Source organism: Selenomonas sp. GACV-9 (assembly GCA_900116485.1).
Classification (GTDB): Bacteria; Bacillota; Negativicutes; order Selenomonadales; family Selenomonadaceae; genus Selenomonas_A; species Selenomonas_A ruminantium_G.
The window spans coordinates 329962-344729 of the sequence record FPAX01000001.1 but is presented as its reverse complement, the minus strand read 5'-3'; the positions used below and the strand labels follow the sequence as shown (position 1 = coordinate 344729).

Below are 14768 nucleotides of genomic sequence, written 5' to 3'. Positions count from 1 at the left end.
TCAGTCGTTGTGTTTAAGCCGCCAGTCAATCGTCCGCTGCAGATAGTCGACGTATTCCTGGTTCTTGCACATGCCTTTGCCTGGGGTGTCGGAAATCTTAGCCACGTCCTGGCCGTTGCATTTTGTCACTTTCATGACGATGTTCAATGGCTCGGCGTAGGTGTCGTTGGAAATATAGGTGCCGATGCCAAAGGCAATCTTGGCCTTGCCCTGGAAATAGCGGGCAATCTTATCGGCTTTGGCAAAGTCCAGCGAATCGGAGAACAGCAAGGTCTTGGTGGCGGGATCGATGCCGAGCCGCGTGTAGTGGTCAATGAGCTTGTCGCCCCAGGTAAAGGGGTCGCCGGAGTCGTGGCGGACGCCGCTGAACAAGGTGGCCAAGGTCTTATCGAAGTCGCGCAGGAAACAGTCCGTCGTGATGGTGTCCGTTAGCGCAATGCCGTTGTCGACACCGTATTCCTTTACCCAGGCCGTAAGGGCGACTTTGTTGGAGTAGGCGGGGTTATAGAGGTGGTTGCCCTGGCCCATGCACATGATCCATTCATGAGCCATCGTGCCGACAGGTTTGACACCGAACTTTTTCGCCAGATATACGTTGGAGGTGCCGACAAAGTAGGAGCGCAGCACATCATTGCAATCCAGGTTGGCGAATTGTTCAATCGCATACTCCTGTGCCTCCGCACAGAGCCGGCGGCGCAGGCCAAACTCGGAGAAGACGGGCAGCCAGTAGTTTCCGGCCCGCAGCATATCGGCTTTCTTGCGGGTGCGCTCCTTGGCATCGGCGACGAGGGCCTCGTAGTCGGGGCGGAAACGGTAGTAGACTTCATTCACGATGGCAAGCGTGGGAATCTCGTACATGGAGGTATCGAGAAGCGTGCCAGTGGTTTCAATCGTGAGTCCCTTGTCGCCAGCTGCTTTGATGTCAAAGGCGGCAAAGTCGGGGTGCCAGAGACGCAAGTGATTGATGTAGGATTTCTGCAGCCATTTGATGTTGGCAAGGTAGGCAAGCTCGTCTTCGGTAAAGCGCAGCTTACAGTAGGCTTGTATTTGCGCTTTGATTTCCTCGACCATTTCTGGCGTGAACGTCACGTCTTCATTGCGGCATTTGAAGGTCCAGGTGGTTTCGTATTCGCTGGCTTGATGGAAGATGGCTTGCCCCATGCTGAACTTGTAGAGGTCTGTTTCCAGTAGGGAATGGATAATCTGGTTGAACTTCATGGCTATTTCCTCCTCAATCATATAGGGATTATTTTCGGTTTATTTCCGCCAAGGCTCCTGTCCCTGGTGAAGGACGTTCACCTGGATGGTTTTCATGGCTGCAAGGGCTGTATCGTGGGACTCTGGCGTGACACCTGCGCAGCAGGCTGCATCGACAACGATGGGGACGTCCGGCAGTGCCGCTTTGGCGATGACGGCGTTGGAGAGCACGCAGATATCGGTGCAGAGACCGATGAACTCGATGGACTCGACGGTGGAAGAATATTTCTGCTGCAGCAGGTTGCCAAGGGCAAGCGAGCCAAACGTCGGTTTATCGATGATGGTATCGCCCTCGGCTATGGGCAAGCGCTTGTCAATCTGCCAGCCAGCTGAGTCCTTGAGGCAGTGGGGAACAGGCAGGTGCTTGCCCTCCTCGGTGTCCAGGTAGTCTTCGTGATGCGTATCACGCGTGAAGATGAGAATGTCGCCATTCTGTCTGGCCGTTTCAATCTTTTGACATATAGGGGAAACAATGGTGGCAGCTTCCTTGGAGCCAAGGGCGCCATCGATGAAATCAACCTGCATATCTACGACAATCAGAATCTTTTTCGTGCTCATTTTCTTTCCGTCCTTTCAAATATCACGATTGCTGGGTAAATACTTGTACAGCGTCGTCTTGCGTTTGCCTTCCTGGGCGTATTGGCCAAGTTCCTTGACGCGGTGTTTGCCAAGGTAGTCGCGCATGAACATGCGGCGGAAGTTCGGCTTGTCGAGCTTCTGGAACAGGATGGCCTCATGGATGCGCAACAGCTCTAAGATATCGAAGCGGTCTTTGTCCTGCAGCAGAGAGAAGGCATCGTCGGTATAGTTCAGCCGCCCGCGCAGGCGCTTTAGCGCCGTCACGATCAGGTCTTCATGATCGAAGGCGATGTTCTTCATCGTGAGCGAGCATTTATCGCCGACGAAATAGATGGAAAGGTCGCCGTTTTCGTCATAGCCCTTGCGTATCTTGAATAGTTTTGCTTCTTTGGCGTCATCGCCGGCCTTGGGCTGGAGCAGCCCCTTGGGAACCAGCGCGGTGTAGACCACGCTGACCACATGGGTACGCGGGTCGCGGTCGGGGGTGCCGACCGTGATGAGCTGCCGCAGGTCGATGCCATCGTCGGCCTTTATGCCGGTTTCCTCGTAGAGTTCGCGGGCTGCGGCTTCGTCAATCGATTCCCTGCCGGTTTCCAGAAAACCTCCGGGGATGGCCCAATAATCCTTGTAGGGATGATTGCCGCGTTTGATCAAAAGGATATTGAGCTCGTTGTCGTCATCCATCGTGAAGATGATGACATCGGCTGTGACGGAAGGCCGCTCGTATTTTGACACGTCATATTGGTCGAGGAAGGCTTTCTCCGCTGCTGTTTGTTCCTGATCCATGAAAACACCTCATTTCCTGACAGACTGGGTTCGTACCTTTTGTTGTAGTCTGCGTGACTTTTTAATTTATTGTCTGTTTGACTATGTATAGTATAGTCTTATTGACTATATAGGTCAATGCTTTTTCGATTATGTTTCGATTAAATCTTTCAAGATGGTGAGGTAGGTTTGTGTCAGCCGCGAGGGCCGCGTGCTTTTTGGCAGGATGTAGCCGATTTCCATGTAGTCATCGACAGCGAGCGGGCGGGCGATGATGTTCGAGCCGTTGAGTTCTTCGCTGATGACACCGCTGCAGATGGTATAGCCGTTGAGGCCAATCACCATGTTGAAGAGGGTGGCGCGGTCGCAGACGACGATTTCCTTGTCGACGGTTTCGGTGCTTAGAATCTCTTCGGAGAAATAAAACGAGTTGTGGCTGCCCTGCTCATAGGAAAGGCGCGGATAGGGGGCAAGGTCGGCAAGCGTGAGCTGCGCTTTGTGGGCGAGCGGACTGTTCTTGCTGATAAAGACATGGGGCTTGGCGGTAAAGAGCGGGGTGAAGGCCAGATTGTTTTCCTTTAGCGTCTTGAGGAGGATGGAACGGTTGAAGGTATTGAGGTAGAGAAGGCCTGTCTCACTGCGGCGATGGGCGACGTCATCGATGATGTCGTAGGTCTGCGTCTCGCGCATGTGGAATTCGTATTTGCTGCCATCATAGCGGCGTATGAGCTCGACGAAGGCTTCGACCGCAAACGAATAATGCTGCGACGAGACGCAGAAATGCTGCTTGAGCGGCGACTTTCCGAGATAGCGTTCGTGCATGAGGTCGGCTTGCTCAAGGACCTGACGGGCGTAGCCTAGGAGCTCATCGCCGGCCGGCGTGACCTCGATGCCCTTGTTGGAGCGGGAGAAGATCGTAATGCCATACTCCTGCTCAAGAGATTGGATTGCAGCAGTCAGGCTGGGCTGGGCAATGAAGAGCTTCTTGGCCGCCTCGGTGATGTTGCCGGTCTCGGCAATGGTCACGGCATAGAGAAGTTGTTTCAGTGTCATAGGGTACCTCCTGGATCTTTGGTTGGCTTATTATACCACTTGCCATAGATTTTTTCTATGGCAAGTGGTATGTTTTATGTATTTTACAGAAAAACGCGGAGCCAGTATCATAGACGCAGATACAAAGTTCAAGAAATTACGCGAAAGGATGCGATAGTATGCAGACGATTTATACTCCGTGCCGTTATGATTTTGTAGGAAGTTTCCTGCGCCCCGCGAAGCTCAAGGAAGCGCGCCAGCTTTTCAAGCAGGGAAAGCTCAGCCAGGAGGAGCTTGATGCGGTGACCGACGAGGCCGTGCGCGACGTCGTCGCCAAGCAGAAAGCCGCCGGGTTCCATGTGATCAGCGACGGCGAGTTCCGCCGCGCCTACTGGCATCTGGATTTCATGTGGGGCTTTGAGGGGGTCGCCCATAAGGCAGGTGGCGGCGTCCAGTTTAATGGTGAGGTCGCTGAGCTTGATGAGACGTGGCTGGTCGGTAAGATCAAGGCCAAGGCTCATCCTTTTGTCGGCTACTTCCGGTTCCTCAAGCAGTTCGAGGATGAACAGACGGTGGCCAAGTATACGATTCCGGCGCCGGCACAGATGTACCAGCAGTTCATCATTCCGCAGAATATCGAGACGACGCGCAAGGTCTATGGGACTGATGAGGAGCTCATCGCCGATATCGCTGCCGCCTATCGCGAGGTCATCGGGCAGTTCTATGCGGCTGGCTGCCGCAATCTCCAGTTTGATGACTGCACTTGGGGCGCAGTGGTCGGTGACGCGGCTAAGCAGCGCTATGAGGCTCTTGGCCTTGATTTTGAGGTGGTCAAAGGCAAGCTGCTGACGGTAAACAATCTGGCCCTTGAGGGAAAACCTGCGGACATGGTTATCAACTCGCATATCTGCCGCGGCAACTACCACTCGACCTACTTTACCAGCGGCGCTTATGATCCTGTGGCTGACTACGTCTTTGCCCAGGAACACGTGGATGCGCTGTACTTAGAGTACGATGACGAGCGCTCGGGTGGGTTTGAGCCGCTGGCCAAGGTATCGCGGGACAAGAAGGTAGTGCTCGGTCTCATCACGACGAAGACGCCGCAGCTCGAGGACAAGGAGGCTGTCATTGCCCGCATCCATGAGGCGGCTAAATACGTGCCGCTGGAGCGCCTGTACCTTAGCCCGCAGTGCGGCTTTGCCTCCTGCGAGATCGGCAACAAGCTGACCGAGGAAGAGCAGTGGGCGAAGCTGGCGCTGGTAAAAGAAATCGCCGAGCAGGTCTGGGGACACTGACGGCGATAGAAGGTTATTTCTGTTTGATGTTGTTGCCCATGTAGCGGTAGTAGGTCTCGCGCATCTCCCGGCGGCTCTGGGCGGCTGGCCAAAGCTGGCCAAGGGCACCCTGCCGCATAGCGGCAGCGAGGTGGTCATAGCAGTCAGGGATTGACTGGTCAAGATTGGCGATGAGCTCCTTGACAGTCTGGCGCGTGGTCTTGCCATCGTGGGGGCAGGGATTCTTGACGGGATCAAAGCCGTGGAACGCCTGGGCGTCGATGATTTCCTGCTCGCGGAAGTAGATGAGTGGGCGGATGACGGTGACGTCGGTGCGGTCAAGATAGGTGACTGGCGTGAAGGTGTGGAGCTGGCCCGAGTAGAGCAGGCCCATGAAGAAGGTCTCGACGGCATCATCGTTATGATGGGCATAGGCAATCTTCTTGATGCCGTGCTCGCTAGCGTAGCGGTTCATGGCACCGCGGCGGAAAAACGCACAGGTAAAGCAGGGACTCTTGTAGTTGGTTTCGGCAATGGCGCCTTCGATATCGACATCGATGACATCATAGGGGATGCCGAGCTCTTGCAAGAAGGCGCGGGCGCGGTTGATGTCGAAGAAAGCGGGCTGGCCGTCTTTGTCCTTGAACAGCGGATTGATGGTCAGTGCCGAAAGCGCGAATTTCTTATGCAGGCGCTGCTGCAGGATTTTCATGGCATAGGCGAGGAAGATGCTGTCCTTGCCGCCGGAGATGCCCAGGAGGATGTGGTCGCCATCCTGGATCATATCGAACTCGACGACGGCGCGCAGCAGCTTGCTGAAATAGGCCTGGGGGAGTTTTGCGTTCATGGGGATACCTCGTTTTCTTTTTGAAATGCAATAGGTCTATTATAACGGAAAAAGGGGATAAATACAAAAAAGCCGCTGGCATGTTGCTGCCAGCGGCTTTGTGTAGTTTTCCTGCATTTGCCCATCATCGAATCCTTGATGCTTGTGTTAAGCGGTGATATTGATAAAAGAGCCAGCTAAAACGCTGTCCATATTGTTCTGATAGTGGCGGATTTCGCGCTGCTCTCCTGGCGAGTAGTTCGTAGTGAGCGTCAAGTTCTTGCCGGTGCGCGAATAGGTATGCGAAGTTACCACATTATCGCCATGAAGTGTCAAAACAACCATAGCTCCATCAGACATACGCTTGGTAATCGTGGCACTATCCACAGTTTCACGTTCCGCAGGTACGTCGTGTTTGGTTGGAGCCTCCTGTGATGAATCCGTTATTGCTGCTGCTGCCCGGATAGCTGAGATTCCCGACGCAGCCAGGCTCCAGATACTGGATGACCCGTTGATTGCACCGATGCCGCTCATATTGATCCCTCCTTTGCACGGTGCAGATGCAGGAAAGGCTACTACATATAATTATACCATTAATTGAAAGTTCAGACAATATAATGAGCATAAGATTTGTAAAAATATTTGGGCGCTGAGAGGGAATCTTGGTATAATTGATAGTAAGAGCTATGCTTGTGTGTATATATGAGGGAGGCAGTGAGCATGAGACAGGTAACGCTAGGGACAACGGGCATCACAGTGCCGCAGAATGGCTTTGGTGCTTTGCCGATTCAGCGTGTGACGAAGGCGGAGGCCGTAGAGCTTTTGCGGGCAGCATACGAGGGCGGCATGCGCTATTTTGATACGGCGCGCGCTTATAGTGACAGTGAGGAAAAACTTGGTGAGGCATTTCATGGCATGTGGGACAAGGTATATCTGGCAACGAAGACCCATGCCAAGACCCCGGAGGGCTTCTGGCAGGATCTTGAGACGTCGCTGCGGCTGCTGCAGACGGACTGCATCGATGTCTACCAGTTCCACTGCGCTGACCAGTGCTGGCGCCCCGGCGATGGCTCGGGCATGTACGAGGCGATGCTGGCGGCCAAGCAGCAGGGCAAGATCCGTCATATCGGCGTGACCGCGCATAAGATCAAAGTGGCATTTGAATGCGTGGAGTCGGGCCTGTACGAGACGATGCAGTTCCCGTTCAGCTATCTGGCCTCCGAGCAGGAAATAAAGCTCGTCAAGCTCTGCAAGGAAAAGAACGTCGGCTTCATCGCGATGAAGGGTCTTGCCGGCGGCCTTATCAACCGTTCCGAGGCGGCCATGGCCTATATCGCGCAGTATGACAATGTCCTGCCCATCTGGGGCATCCAGCGGGAGCAGGAGCTCGGCGAGTGGCTTTCCTATATGCAAGAAACGCCGGCCATGGATGCGGAGCTTGCTGCCTATATCGAAAATGAGCAGAAAGAGCTCAGCGGGGAGTTCTGCCGTGGCTGCGGCTACTGCATGCCGTGTCCGGCGGGCATCATGATCAACCAGTGTGCCCGCATGTCGCTGATGCTGCGCCGCGCGCCGTCGAAGGCCTGGCTGACCCCCGCGATGCAGGCGGAGATGAAGAAGATCGAAGGCTGTTTGAACTGCCGTAAGTGTACGACGAAATGTCCCTATGAGCTCAATACGCCGGAGCTTTTGCGCAAGAACTATGAGGATTACAAAAAGGTTTTGGCAGGCGAGGTAACGGTTTGAGCTTGGTGACGATTTATCCGGACTTTTATAAGGACTTTCAGTGCAAGGCGGACAAGTGCCAGCATACTTGCTGTGCCGGCTGGGAGATCGATATTGATGAAAAGACTGCGGGAAAGTACCAAACACTTCCAGGGGCTCTTGGCGATACCATCCGCGAAAATATCATCGCGGTCGCTGATACCTGGCAGTTCCGGCTGCGCGGGGAAAATCGCTGTCCGTTCTTGCGCGGTGATGGCCTTTGCGAGCTTATCCGCAGGGCAGATGAGTCCATCCTTTGCGATATCTGCGCCAATCATCCGCGGTTCTTCGTGACCGTCAGCGATTATGAGTTGGCAGGTGTGGGGCTTAGCTGCGAGAAAAGTTGTGAGCTGCTACTTGCGGATACAGCGCCACTGGCCCTTTTGACCGAAAAGGGGGAGCAGCTGACGCTCAAAGGACTGCTGCAGCAGTTGGTGCTGCCAGTAAGTGATGAGGACCTATGCTACCAGACAGGCCTTACCACTGAGGATGCGGCCTTTGTGCTTGACTGCATGCAAAAGACAGAGCCGATTGATGCGGCCTGGACGTCACAGCTTGCGCAGCTGTGGGATGTGCAGATTGCCGCGGATGGCGAAGTGCCGCAGGTTTTTGACCGCATCTATCAGTACATCCTTTATCGTGCCCTTGAGCATGTGCCTGCCCATGGCTTGGGTGCGGTGCTTTCCTATGCACAGCTCAATACGGACTATATCTATCTGAGCGAGCAATTGACCGGTCAACTTGACGAGTCAATCCGCCGCTGGTCGGAGCAGATTGAGTACAGCACCGAAAATGTCAAACTACTACTGGAATCATTGGCCTGATGGGAGATTTGCATTCGTATGGATAGCCGTAAGATATTAGCCGTCATCATGTTGGCATCGTTTTTGACGCCCTTTTCCGGCAGTGCGCTGATCTTGTCGCTGCCAGCGATTGGGCAGGAATATCAAGTGGGCGCCGATACGCTGAGCTGGGTGATTGAGTCGTATCTTATTACGTCGTTCTTGTTCCTGCTCCCCATGGGTCGGGCTGCTGACCGCTGGGGCAAGGTGCGCGTCTTTGAGATGGGGAATCTTCTGTTCATGTTGTTTTCCCTGCTGCCTGCCGTGTTTGATTCCTTTGCGCTGCTGCTTAGCGCTCGGGCCTTGCAGGGCATCGGCTCGTCGATGATCTTTGCGACGAGCACATCGATCCTTGCTGATGCCTATCCGGGGAAGAATCGCGGCAAGGCCATGGGCTGGATGGTTTCAGTGGTCTACGCGGGGCTGTCTTTCGGCCCCGTTATTGGTGGGTTTATGAACGATGGTCTTGGCTGGCGCAGCCTGTTCTGGTTTATGGCGCTTTATGCAGGACTCGTCCTGGTGGTGGCCCTGAAAGTGCTCAAGCATATGGCCGGCGCAGCTGCACCGGCTCGGGAAATGCCAAAACTATCAGTCAGCCTGTTTACCGAAAACCGCGAATTTACGCTTTCGTGTCTTACGGCCATGCTCAACTACAGTGCGACCTTTGCCATAAGCTTCCTGCTGTCGCTCTACTTGCAGAGTATCCTCTCGATCAGCGCCAAGACGACAGGTTTTATCCTGCTGGCCCAGCCGGTGCTGATGATGTTGCTCTCGCCACTGGCAGGCTCGTTGTCGGACCGCAAGCCCGCAGCTGTGCTCTGCTCCCTCGGCATGGCCATCATCACGGTGGGGCTCATTGCTCTGACGCTGATCACCCATGCGCAGGTGCTCTGGCCGGTCATCCCGAGCATCCTCGTGATCGGCATCGGCTTTGCCTTCTTCGCGGCGCCGAACAACAACGCCATCATGAGCTCCCTGCCGCGCAAGTATTACAACATGGCCTCATCGCTTTTGAGCACCATGCGCCTGGGCGGGCAGGTGCTGAGCATGGCCCTCGTCACCGTGATCATGGCCATCGCCTGGCCGGAGCTGGCGCCAAGGGATGCGCTCACCCGCAACATCACCGCTGCCTTCCTGCTCTTTTCCGTGCTGTGCTTCCTGGGGGTCATCCCGTCTCTGCTGCGCGGCAAGGCCGCAGGCAGCGGGGAAGGCAAATGACCGGGCCGCGTTGACTTGTCATTTTTGACTTGTCAGCTTGCTGGGACTTTGCGATCATGAAACGGAATAATAGGGCAGAGGAGATGCAAAACGGCGATCCGTGTTTCAGGCACGGATCGCCGTTCTTTCTTTTGGGGGGATGCAGTGCTGCGTGGAAGCCTCAGCGTATCCAGTGGATACGGCCTTCCTCGAAGCGGTCTGGCTGGGTTCTCTTCTCGGCGGGGTAGCCGAAGGGGATGATGGTAAAGGCGGCAAGCTCGGCGGGAGAACCGATGATTTTTTCCACGGCCTCCATGCGCTCGGGGACGGGCGCCACACCCAGCATGACGCCGCCGAGCCCCTGGGCCTCGATTTCGAGCAGGATATTTTCGGCTGCGATCGCACAGTCGATCTGCGCCATGGGCGGGAAGATGATGCCTTCTTTTTTGTAGCAGATCACGATGGCAGCCGGTGCTTTTGCCGCAGGGGTTGCATAAGGGCTGATGGTGCTCAGCTGCAGCAGGGTATCGGGGTTCGTGATGACATAGAATTCCCACGGCTGCTGGTTGGCGGCGCTGGGGGCAGCAAAGGCTGCCTGCAGGATGCGCGTGATCTTTTCTGGCTCTACGGGCTGGCTATCAAAGCGGCGGATACTGGTTCGGGTAAAAATCGGATTCATGATGTGTAAGACCTCCATATTGTGCGAGATTAAGCCTGGCTGTTCAGGCAAGCTACCAGACGTGTTTCTAATTTCTTCATCGATGTGGTGGGCTCAAACCGATTGACCACGTTTCCTTGACGGTCGACAAGGAATTTGGTGAAGTTCCATTTGATGTCTGGCTTTTCGTTATAATGCCAATCCATCTTGCGCAGCAGGACACTCATTGCCATCGCTTTGGGACCGGTGCCGAACCCCTTGAAACGTTGTTTGGCCTTCAGATAGGTGTATAGGGGGAGTTCGTGCTCGCCGTTCACATCTGCTTTCTTCATGCGCAGGAACGATGTGTTGTAGTTGAGCGTGCAGAAAGTCTCGATGTCAGCATCATCTTCCGGTGCTTGCTCGAGGAATTGATTGCAGGGGATATCGATGATCTCGAGCCCTTGTGCGTTGTATTGACGATAAAGCCGTTCAAGCTCCTTATACTGTGGCGTGAAACCGCAGTGCGTAGCTGTGTTGACAAGAAGAAGTACCTTGCCCCGAAATTCACTCAGGGAGATTTGACGGCCGTGATTATCTTCCAGTTCAAAATCGTAAAAAGTCATAAGTTCTACCTCCTCTGCTATCCATTATAACGCCAAACTATATTTTGTCAAACTTGATTTATATAAATATGATTTGACCGATACGCGGAAACTTGGTAAAATGGATGTACTGAAAACGAAATGACGGAGAGATGGAAATGAAAAAAAATGAAATGGATCCGCTGCTGCTGGAGAATCAGCTGTGTTTTCCGCTGTATGCCAGCGCGAGGAAAATCGTGGCGGCTTATACGCCATATCTGAAACCAATCGGCTTGACCTATGCACAGTATGTGACGATGATGGTGCTTTGGGAAGAAGAAGAGATCACCATGCACGACTTGGGACAGCGCCTGTTCCTCGACTCGGGAACATTGACGCCGCTGCTCAAGCGTCTGGAAAAAGATGGCTACCTTGAGCGCCAGCGCCGCAAAGAGGATGAACGCCTTGTCTGGATCATCCTGACGGAAAAGGGCAAGGCCCTGCGGCAGCAGGCTGAGTCTGTCCCAGGGGCCATGGCCTGTATGGTCAACAGGGAGGGCCAGTTGTTCAGTCCCGCTGAGGCTTTGAAATTGAAAGAGCAGCTCTATCGCATCATAGAAGTACTGGAAAAATGATGACCGCCCAAAATCGCATAGCGTAGCGGGAAACTGACCAATAAAATTGGAGGTCCCAGACAAAGTTGTCAAACTCTGTCTGGGACCCGTTTGTTTTTATGGAGGTGAGCAGGATGATTCCTGAATATGAGATACTTTTCCGGCTGGCACTAGCTGCCGTCCTCGGCGGATTCGTCGGTTATGAAAGACAATCCCGCCGCAAGTCTGCTGGCTTGCGCACGAATTTGATCGTGGCCATGGGGGCCTGCCTGATGATGATCTTGTCGCTGGCCATGTATTGGAGCATGGAGGACAAGAGCAATGGCGATCCTGCGCGAATCGCGGCACAGGTTGTCAGCGGCATGGGCTTTTTAGGTGCAGGCGCCATCATGAAGGAAGGTCTGACCGTTACGGGCCTTACGACGGCTGCCTGCTTGTGGATCGTGGCTGGCATCGGCCTGGCCGTCGGCGCAGGTCTCTATATCGAGGCGCTGTTCACAACGGTATTTGTCTTTGTGGCCTTGAATTTCCTGACACATATCGATGACTTCTTTGATCATAAGAAAAAGATGTCACTGGAAATCTGTCTGGTCAATCAGCCCAGTGAACTCAAACGCATCCATCGGCAAATGGAACAACACAATCTGAAAATCGGCCGTTTCAGCGTCCAGGAAAGCGGCGATGGCAGCGATTCGTCGAGCTATTATCTGGTGCTCAAGATGGATCTGCTGTTTGACAGTGAAAACGCTGTGGCAAGCATCATCGACTATCTGAATGCCTTGGATACTGTGCTATGGGTGGAGAAACGGAGCTAGTCTTGATTTAGATGTGAAAAAAGTTCATGCAGCGCATCGTCAGCGCTTTGGCGTCGCCGTCTTTATGGGTGACGAGGTATTTGAGCGTGCAGGCGTAGAAGAATGCGGTGATGGGGACGAAGCGATGGCCTTTGTGGAAGTTGCCCCAGGTCAGGAGTTTCTGGTAGATGCTGCGGATGTCCGCTTCGGTTACCTGGTGTTTCTTCATGATGCGGCGCAGCTTGTAGTCCTGCTGGCAGTAATCGTAGATTTCGGTGATGAGCTTTGGATTTTCCAGGTCGTCGCGGTAGGCCTGGATCAGGCGGTAGGATTCAGCGGAGCGCCGCAGCGAGTGGCGCATTTCGGCTGCGAATAGCAGGCTGATGATGATAAGCAGGATAAGAATAACTGTGGACATAGATAGCACCTCGGTTTGTTGATAGTTTATAAAAAGAATAGGCGGAAAGCTCAAGGAGTGCTGCTTAGCTCTTGACAGATCTGCTGATATTCAGCGGTATAGATGCTGTCTTTTTCCCAGATGAAGGTGAAGTCATGTTCCATGGAAAAGTTCTTGAGCGGGATTTCACGCAGGCGGCCACTGGCTAATTCTGCCTGCACGGCGCGGCGGTAGAGAAAGGAAATGCCGCAGTCATGGGTCAATAGGCCAATGATGGTGTGCATGTTTTCGACTTCCATGTTGTGGATGAAGTCTGTGGTCTTGAGGCCATGCAGGGCCAGATTGCGCTCGAGGATTTCCCGTGTGCCGGAGCCCTTCTCCCGCAGCAGCAGGCGCTCCCCGAGCAGATCATGGAAGGTGGCAGGCTGGCCGGTCTTGAACTGGTGATTGCTTGCACAGACGCCGATATAGGGCTCGGTGCTGTAAGGGCGGCAGAAGTAGTCCCGGGGCGGAAAGTAACCTTCGACCAGGGCCATCTGGATGCGGCCGGCCGTCAGCTGGGCCAGAAGCTCCTGGGTGTTGCCGAAGCGCAGCCGGATGTTGATGCCAGGATGCGCCAGCTGATAGGCGGCCAGCGGCGATATGATGGCATATTCGCCAACGGTCATCGTGACGCCGAGCGACAGCGTGCGGATGCCGGACTGGCTGCTGAGGAGCTCAGCGGAGAGCGCGACCTCGTCGTTCTCCATGGTCTTGCAGCGCTCGAAGAGAATCCTGCCGGCGGCCGTGAGCTCGAGTTTTTTGTTCGCATAGCGGAAGGCCTTGATCTGATAATAGTCTTCCAAAAAGCGGATGTGCTGGGAGACGGCCGGCTGGGTGATGTTTAAGAGCTTGGCGGCCTGCGTGTAGTTCATGGTCTGGCAGACGCAAAGAAATGTCTTGATGCGGAAATCGAGCAATGGCCTCCTCCTTTCTGTGGGGATGTGCAGGTATCGATAAGATTATGTTATAGGTACATCATAACATATAATTTTACATTTTTGAGAAATCTTTTTATAATACAGGACATCAGCTGAAATCAAAGGCCTGTTTTGAGGTGTATCATGACATTCTTGCAAAATAATTCACTCGGTATCATAATCTGTTTTCTCATTGCACTGCCAGCCTGGCTGCTGGGACAGCATTTCCCCGTGGTGGGCGGTGCTGTCCTTGCCATTCTGGCCGGCATGCTTATTGCTGCGGTCTGGAAGGACCATGGCCGCGCCCAAGGGGGCATCAGCTGGACGTCCAAGGTGGTGCTGCAGTCGGCTGTCGTGCTGCTGGGCTTTGGGATGAACCTTGGTGTCATCATCCAGACGGGGATGTTTTCGCTGCCGATTATCGTAAGCACCATCACGGCTTCGTTGGTGGTGGCCTGGGTGCTCATGCGCCTGCTGCGGATTTCGCGCAATACGGCTGCGCTGATCGGTGTCGGCTCCTCCATTTGCGGCGGCTCGGCAATCGCTGCGGCGGCGCCTGTCGTCAAGGCGGACAGCAATGAGGTAGCGCAGTCGGTCGCCGTCATCTTTTTGTTCAATGCGCTGGCCGCGCTGCTGTTTCCAATCCTTGGCCATCTGCTGGGCTTTGACACGACGGCTGGCGAAGCCTTTGGCATCTTTGCGGGGACGGCCATCAACGATACTTCGTCCGTAACGGCTGCGGCGGCCACTTGGGACAGCATGTGGGGCCTGGGCACCCAGACTCTCGACGAGGCCGTGACCGTCAAGCTGACGCGGGCCCTGGCCATCATCCCGGTGACCATGCTGCTGGCATTCGTCGTGGCGCGCAAAGAGGCGGCAAAGGCGCAGGGCGGCTCGCTGGCCACGTTCAGCTTCTGGCGGGTGCTTCCCAAGTTTATCCTGTATTTTTTGTTGGCGGCAGTATTTACGACAGTCTGCCTGCAGCTTGGGGTAAGCGGCGAAGTCTTTGCACCGCTCAAGGAGCTGGCGAAATTCCTCATCGTCATGGCGATGGCGGCCATCGGCCTCAATAGCGATATCATAAAACTTGCCCGCTCGGGCGGCAAGCCCATCTTGCTCGGCGCCTGCTGCTGGGCAGCCATCACGCTCGTGAGCCTTATCATGCAGCATTTCCTGGGCATCTGGTAAATCGCAAAACAAAGAAAAATTGACTGGTCAAATGACCGGTCAATTTTTTTTGTCGCCGA

17 protein-coding genes are annotated in these 14768 nt (G+C 54.5%); 7 read left to right on the top strand and 10 right to left on the bottom strand.

Annotated features, from left to right (window positions below):
* The 4 genes from pncB to BM322_RS01550 form a co-directional block, all read right to left on the bottom strand.
* The gene (pncB, locus tag BM322_RS01565) at positions 1 to 1218 is read right to left on the bottom strand and encodes a nicotinate phosphoribosyltransferase (RefSeq protein ID WP_082334274.1); all 1218 of its coding nucleotides are present in this window, start codon (positions 1216 to 1218) and stop codon (positions 1 to 3) included.
* Between the two features lie 39 nt (positions 1219 to 1257).
* Positions 1258 to 1815: a cysteine hydrolase family protein gene (locus BM322_RS01560; protein ID WP_075428145.1), complete on the bottom strand. Its 558-nt coding sequence runs from the start codon at positions 1813 to 1815 to the stop codon at positions 1258 to 1260.
* Positions 1816 to 1830: 15 nt separating this feature from the next.
* Positions 1831 to 2622 (bottom strand): NUDIX domain-containing protein, encoded by a 792-nt coding sequence (locus BM322_RS01555; protein ID WP_075428144.1) that lies wholly within the window; start codon positions 2620 to 2622, stop codon positions 1831 to 1833.
* A gap of 129 nt (positions 2623 to 2751) precedes the next feature.
* Positions 2752 to 3654 carry a LysR family transcriptional regulator gene (locus BM322_RS01550; protein ID WP_075428143.1) on the bottom strand — a complete coding sequence of 301 codons (903 nt, stop codon included), beginning with the start codon at positions 3652 to 3654 and terminating at the stop codon, positions 2752 to 2754.
* A 158-nt stretch (positions 3655 to 3812) separates the two neighbouring features.
* Here BM322_RS01550 and BM322_RS01545 point away from each other — a divergent pair, with 158 nt between their 5' ends.
* Positions 3813 to 4928, top strand: a complete 1116-nt coding sequence (locus BM322_RS01545; RefSeq protein WP_075428142.1) for a 5-methyltetrahydropteroyltriglutamate--homocysteine S-methyltransferase — start codon at positions 3813 to 3815, stop codon at positions 4926 to 4928.
* 13 nt (positions 4929 to 4941) lie between these two features.
* On the opposite strand, the gene BM322_RS01540 is transcribed toward BM322_RS01545, so the two are convergent.
* Both BM322_RS01540 and BM322_RS01535 read right to left on the bottom strand, forming a co-directional pair.
* Positions 4942 to 5754 carry a tRNA 2-thiocytidine biosynthesis TtcA family protein gene (locus BM322_RS01540; protein WP_075428141.1) on the bottom strand — a complete coding sequence of 271 codons (813 nt, stop codon included), beginning with the start codon at positions 5752 to 5754 and terminating at the stop codon, positions 4942 to 4944.
* Between the two features lie 147 nt (positions 5755 to 5901).
* Positions 5902 to 6267, bottom strand: a complete 366-nt coding sequence (locus tag BM322_RS01535; RefSeq protein ID WP_075428140.1) for a hypothetical protein — start codon at positions 6265 to 6267, stop codon at positions 5902 to 5904.
* Between the two features lie 186 nt (positions 6268 to 6453).
* On the opposite strand from BM322_RS01535, the gene BM322_RS01530 reads away from it, so the two are divergent.
* The 3 genes from BM322_RS01530 to BM322_RS01520 are packed head-to-tail and all read left to right on the top strand — an operon-like array spanning position 6454 to position 9557.
* Entirely contained in the window at positions 6454 to 7479 is a 1026-nt protein-coding gene (locus BM322_RS01530) for an aldo/keto reductase (RefSeq protein WP_075428139.1), read from the top strand.
* Between the two features lie 5 nt (positions 7480 to 7484).
* The gene (gene fliB, locus BM322_RS01525; RefSeq protein WP_082334348.1) at positions 7485 to 8321 is read left to right on the top strand and encodes a flagellin lysine-N-methylase; all 837 of its coding nucleotides are present in this window, start codon (positions 7485 to 7487) and stop codon (positions 8319 to 8321) included.
* An 18-nt stretch (positions 8322 to 8339) separates the two neighbouring features.
* Positions 8340 to 9557 carry an MFS transporter gene (locus BM322_RS01520; protein WP_075428138.1) on the top strand — a complete coding sequence of 406 codons (1218 nt, stop codon included), beginning with the start codon at positions 8340 to 8342 and terminating at the stop codon, positions 9555 to 9557.
* 160 nt (positions 9558 to 9717) lie between these two features.
* On the opposite strand, the gene BM322_RS01515 is transcribed toward BM322_RS01520, so the two are convergent.
* Complete coding sequence (locus tag BM322_RS01515; protein ID WP_075428137.1) at positions 9718 to 10215, bottom strand: nitroreductase family protein; 498 nt, start codon at positions 10213 to 10215, stop codon at positions 9718 to 9720.
* Positions 10216 to 10244: 29 nt separating this feature from the next.
* Positions 10245 to 10799: a glutathione peroxidase gene (locus tag BM322_RS01510; protein WP_075428136.1), complete on the bottom strand. Its 555-nt coding sequence runs from the start codon at positions 10797 to 10799 to the stop codon at positions 10245 to 10247.
* 137 nt (positions 10800 to 10936) lie between these two features.
* Between BM322_RS01510 and BM322_RS01505 the strand changes: the two genes are divergently transcribed.
* Both BM322_RS01505 and BM322_RS01500 read left to right on the top strand, forming a co-directional pair.
* Positions 10937 to 11392, top strand: coding sequence for a MarR family winged helix-turn-helix transcriptional regulator (locus BM322_RS01505; protein ID WP_075428135.1), 456 nt, complete (start codon positions 10937 to 10939; stop codon positions 11390 to 11392).
* Between the two features lie 113 nt (positions 11393 to 11505).
* Positions 11506 to 12186: an MgtC/SapB family protein gene (locus BM322_RS01500; RefSeq protein ID WP_143102151.1), complete on the top strand. Its 681-nt coding sequence runs from the start codon at positions 11506 to 11508 to the stop codon at positions 12184 to 12186.
* A gap of 7 nt (positions 12187 to 12193) precedes the next feature.
* On the opposite strand, the gene BM322_RS01495 is transcribed toward BM322_RS01500, so the two are convergent.
* Positions 12194 to 12583 carry a hypothetical protein gene (locus BM322_RS01495; protein ID WP_075428134.1) on the bottom strand — a complete coding sequence of 130 codons (390 nt, stop codon included), beginning with the start codon at positions 12581 to 12583 and terminating at the stop codon, positions 12194 to 12196.
* Between the two features lie 50 nt (positions 12584 to 12633).
* Positions 12634 to 13521 (bottom strand): LysR family transcriptional regulator, encoded by an 888-nt coding sequence (locus BM322_RS01490; RefSeq protein ID WP_075428133.1) that lies wholly within the window; start codon positions 13519 to 13521, stop codon positions 12634 to 12636.
* Between the two features lie 144 nt (positions 13522 to 13665).
* On the opposite strand from BM322_RS01490, the gene BM322_RS01485 reads away from it, so the two are divergent.
* Positions 13666 to 14709, top strand: coding sequence for a YeiH family protein (locus tag BM322_RS01485; RefSeq protein ID WP_075428132.1), 1044 nt, complete (start codon positions 13666 to 13668; stop codon positions 14707 to 14709).
* Positions 14710 to 14768: the final 59 nt, after the last annotated feature.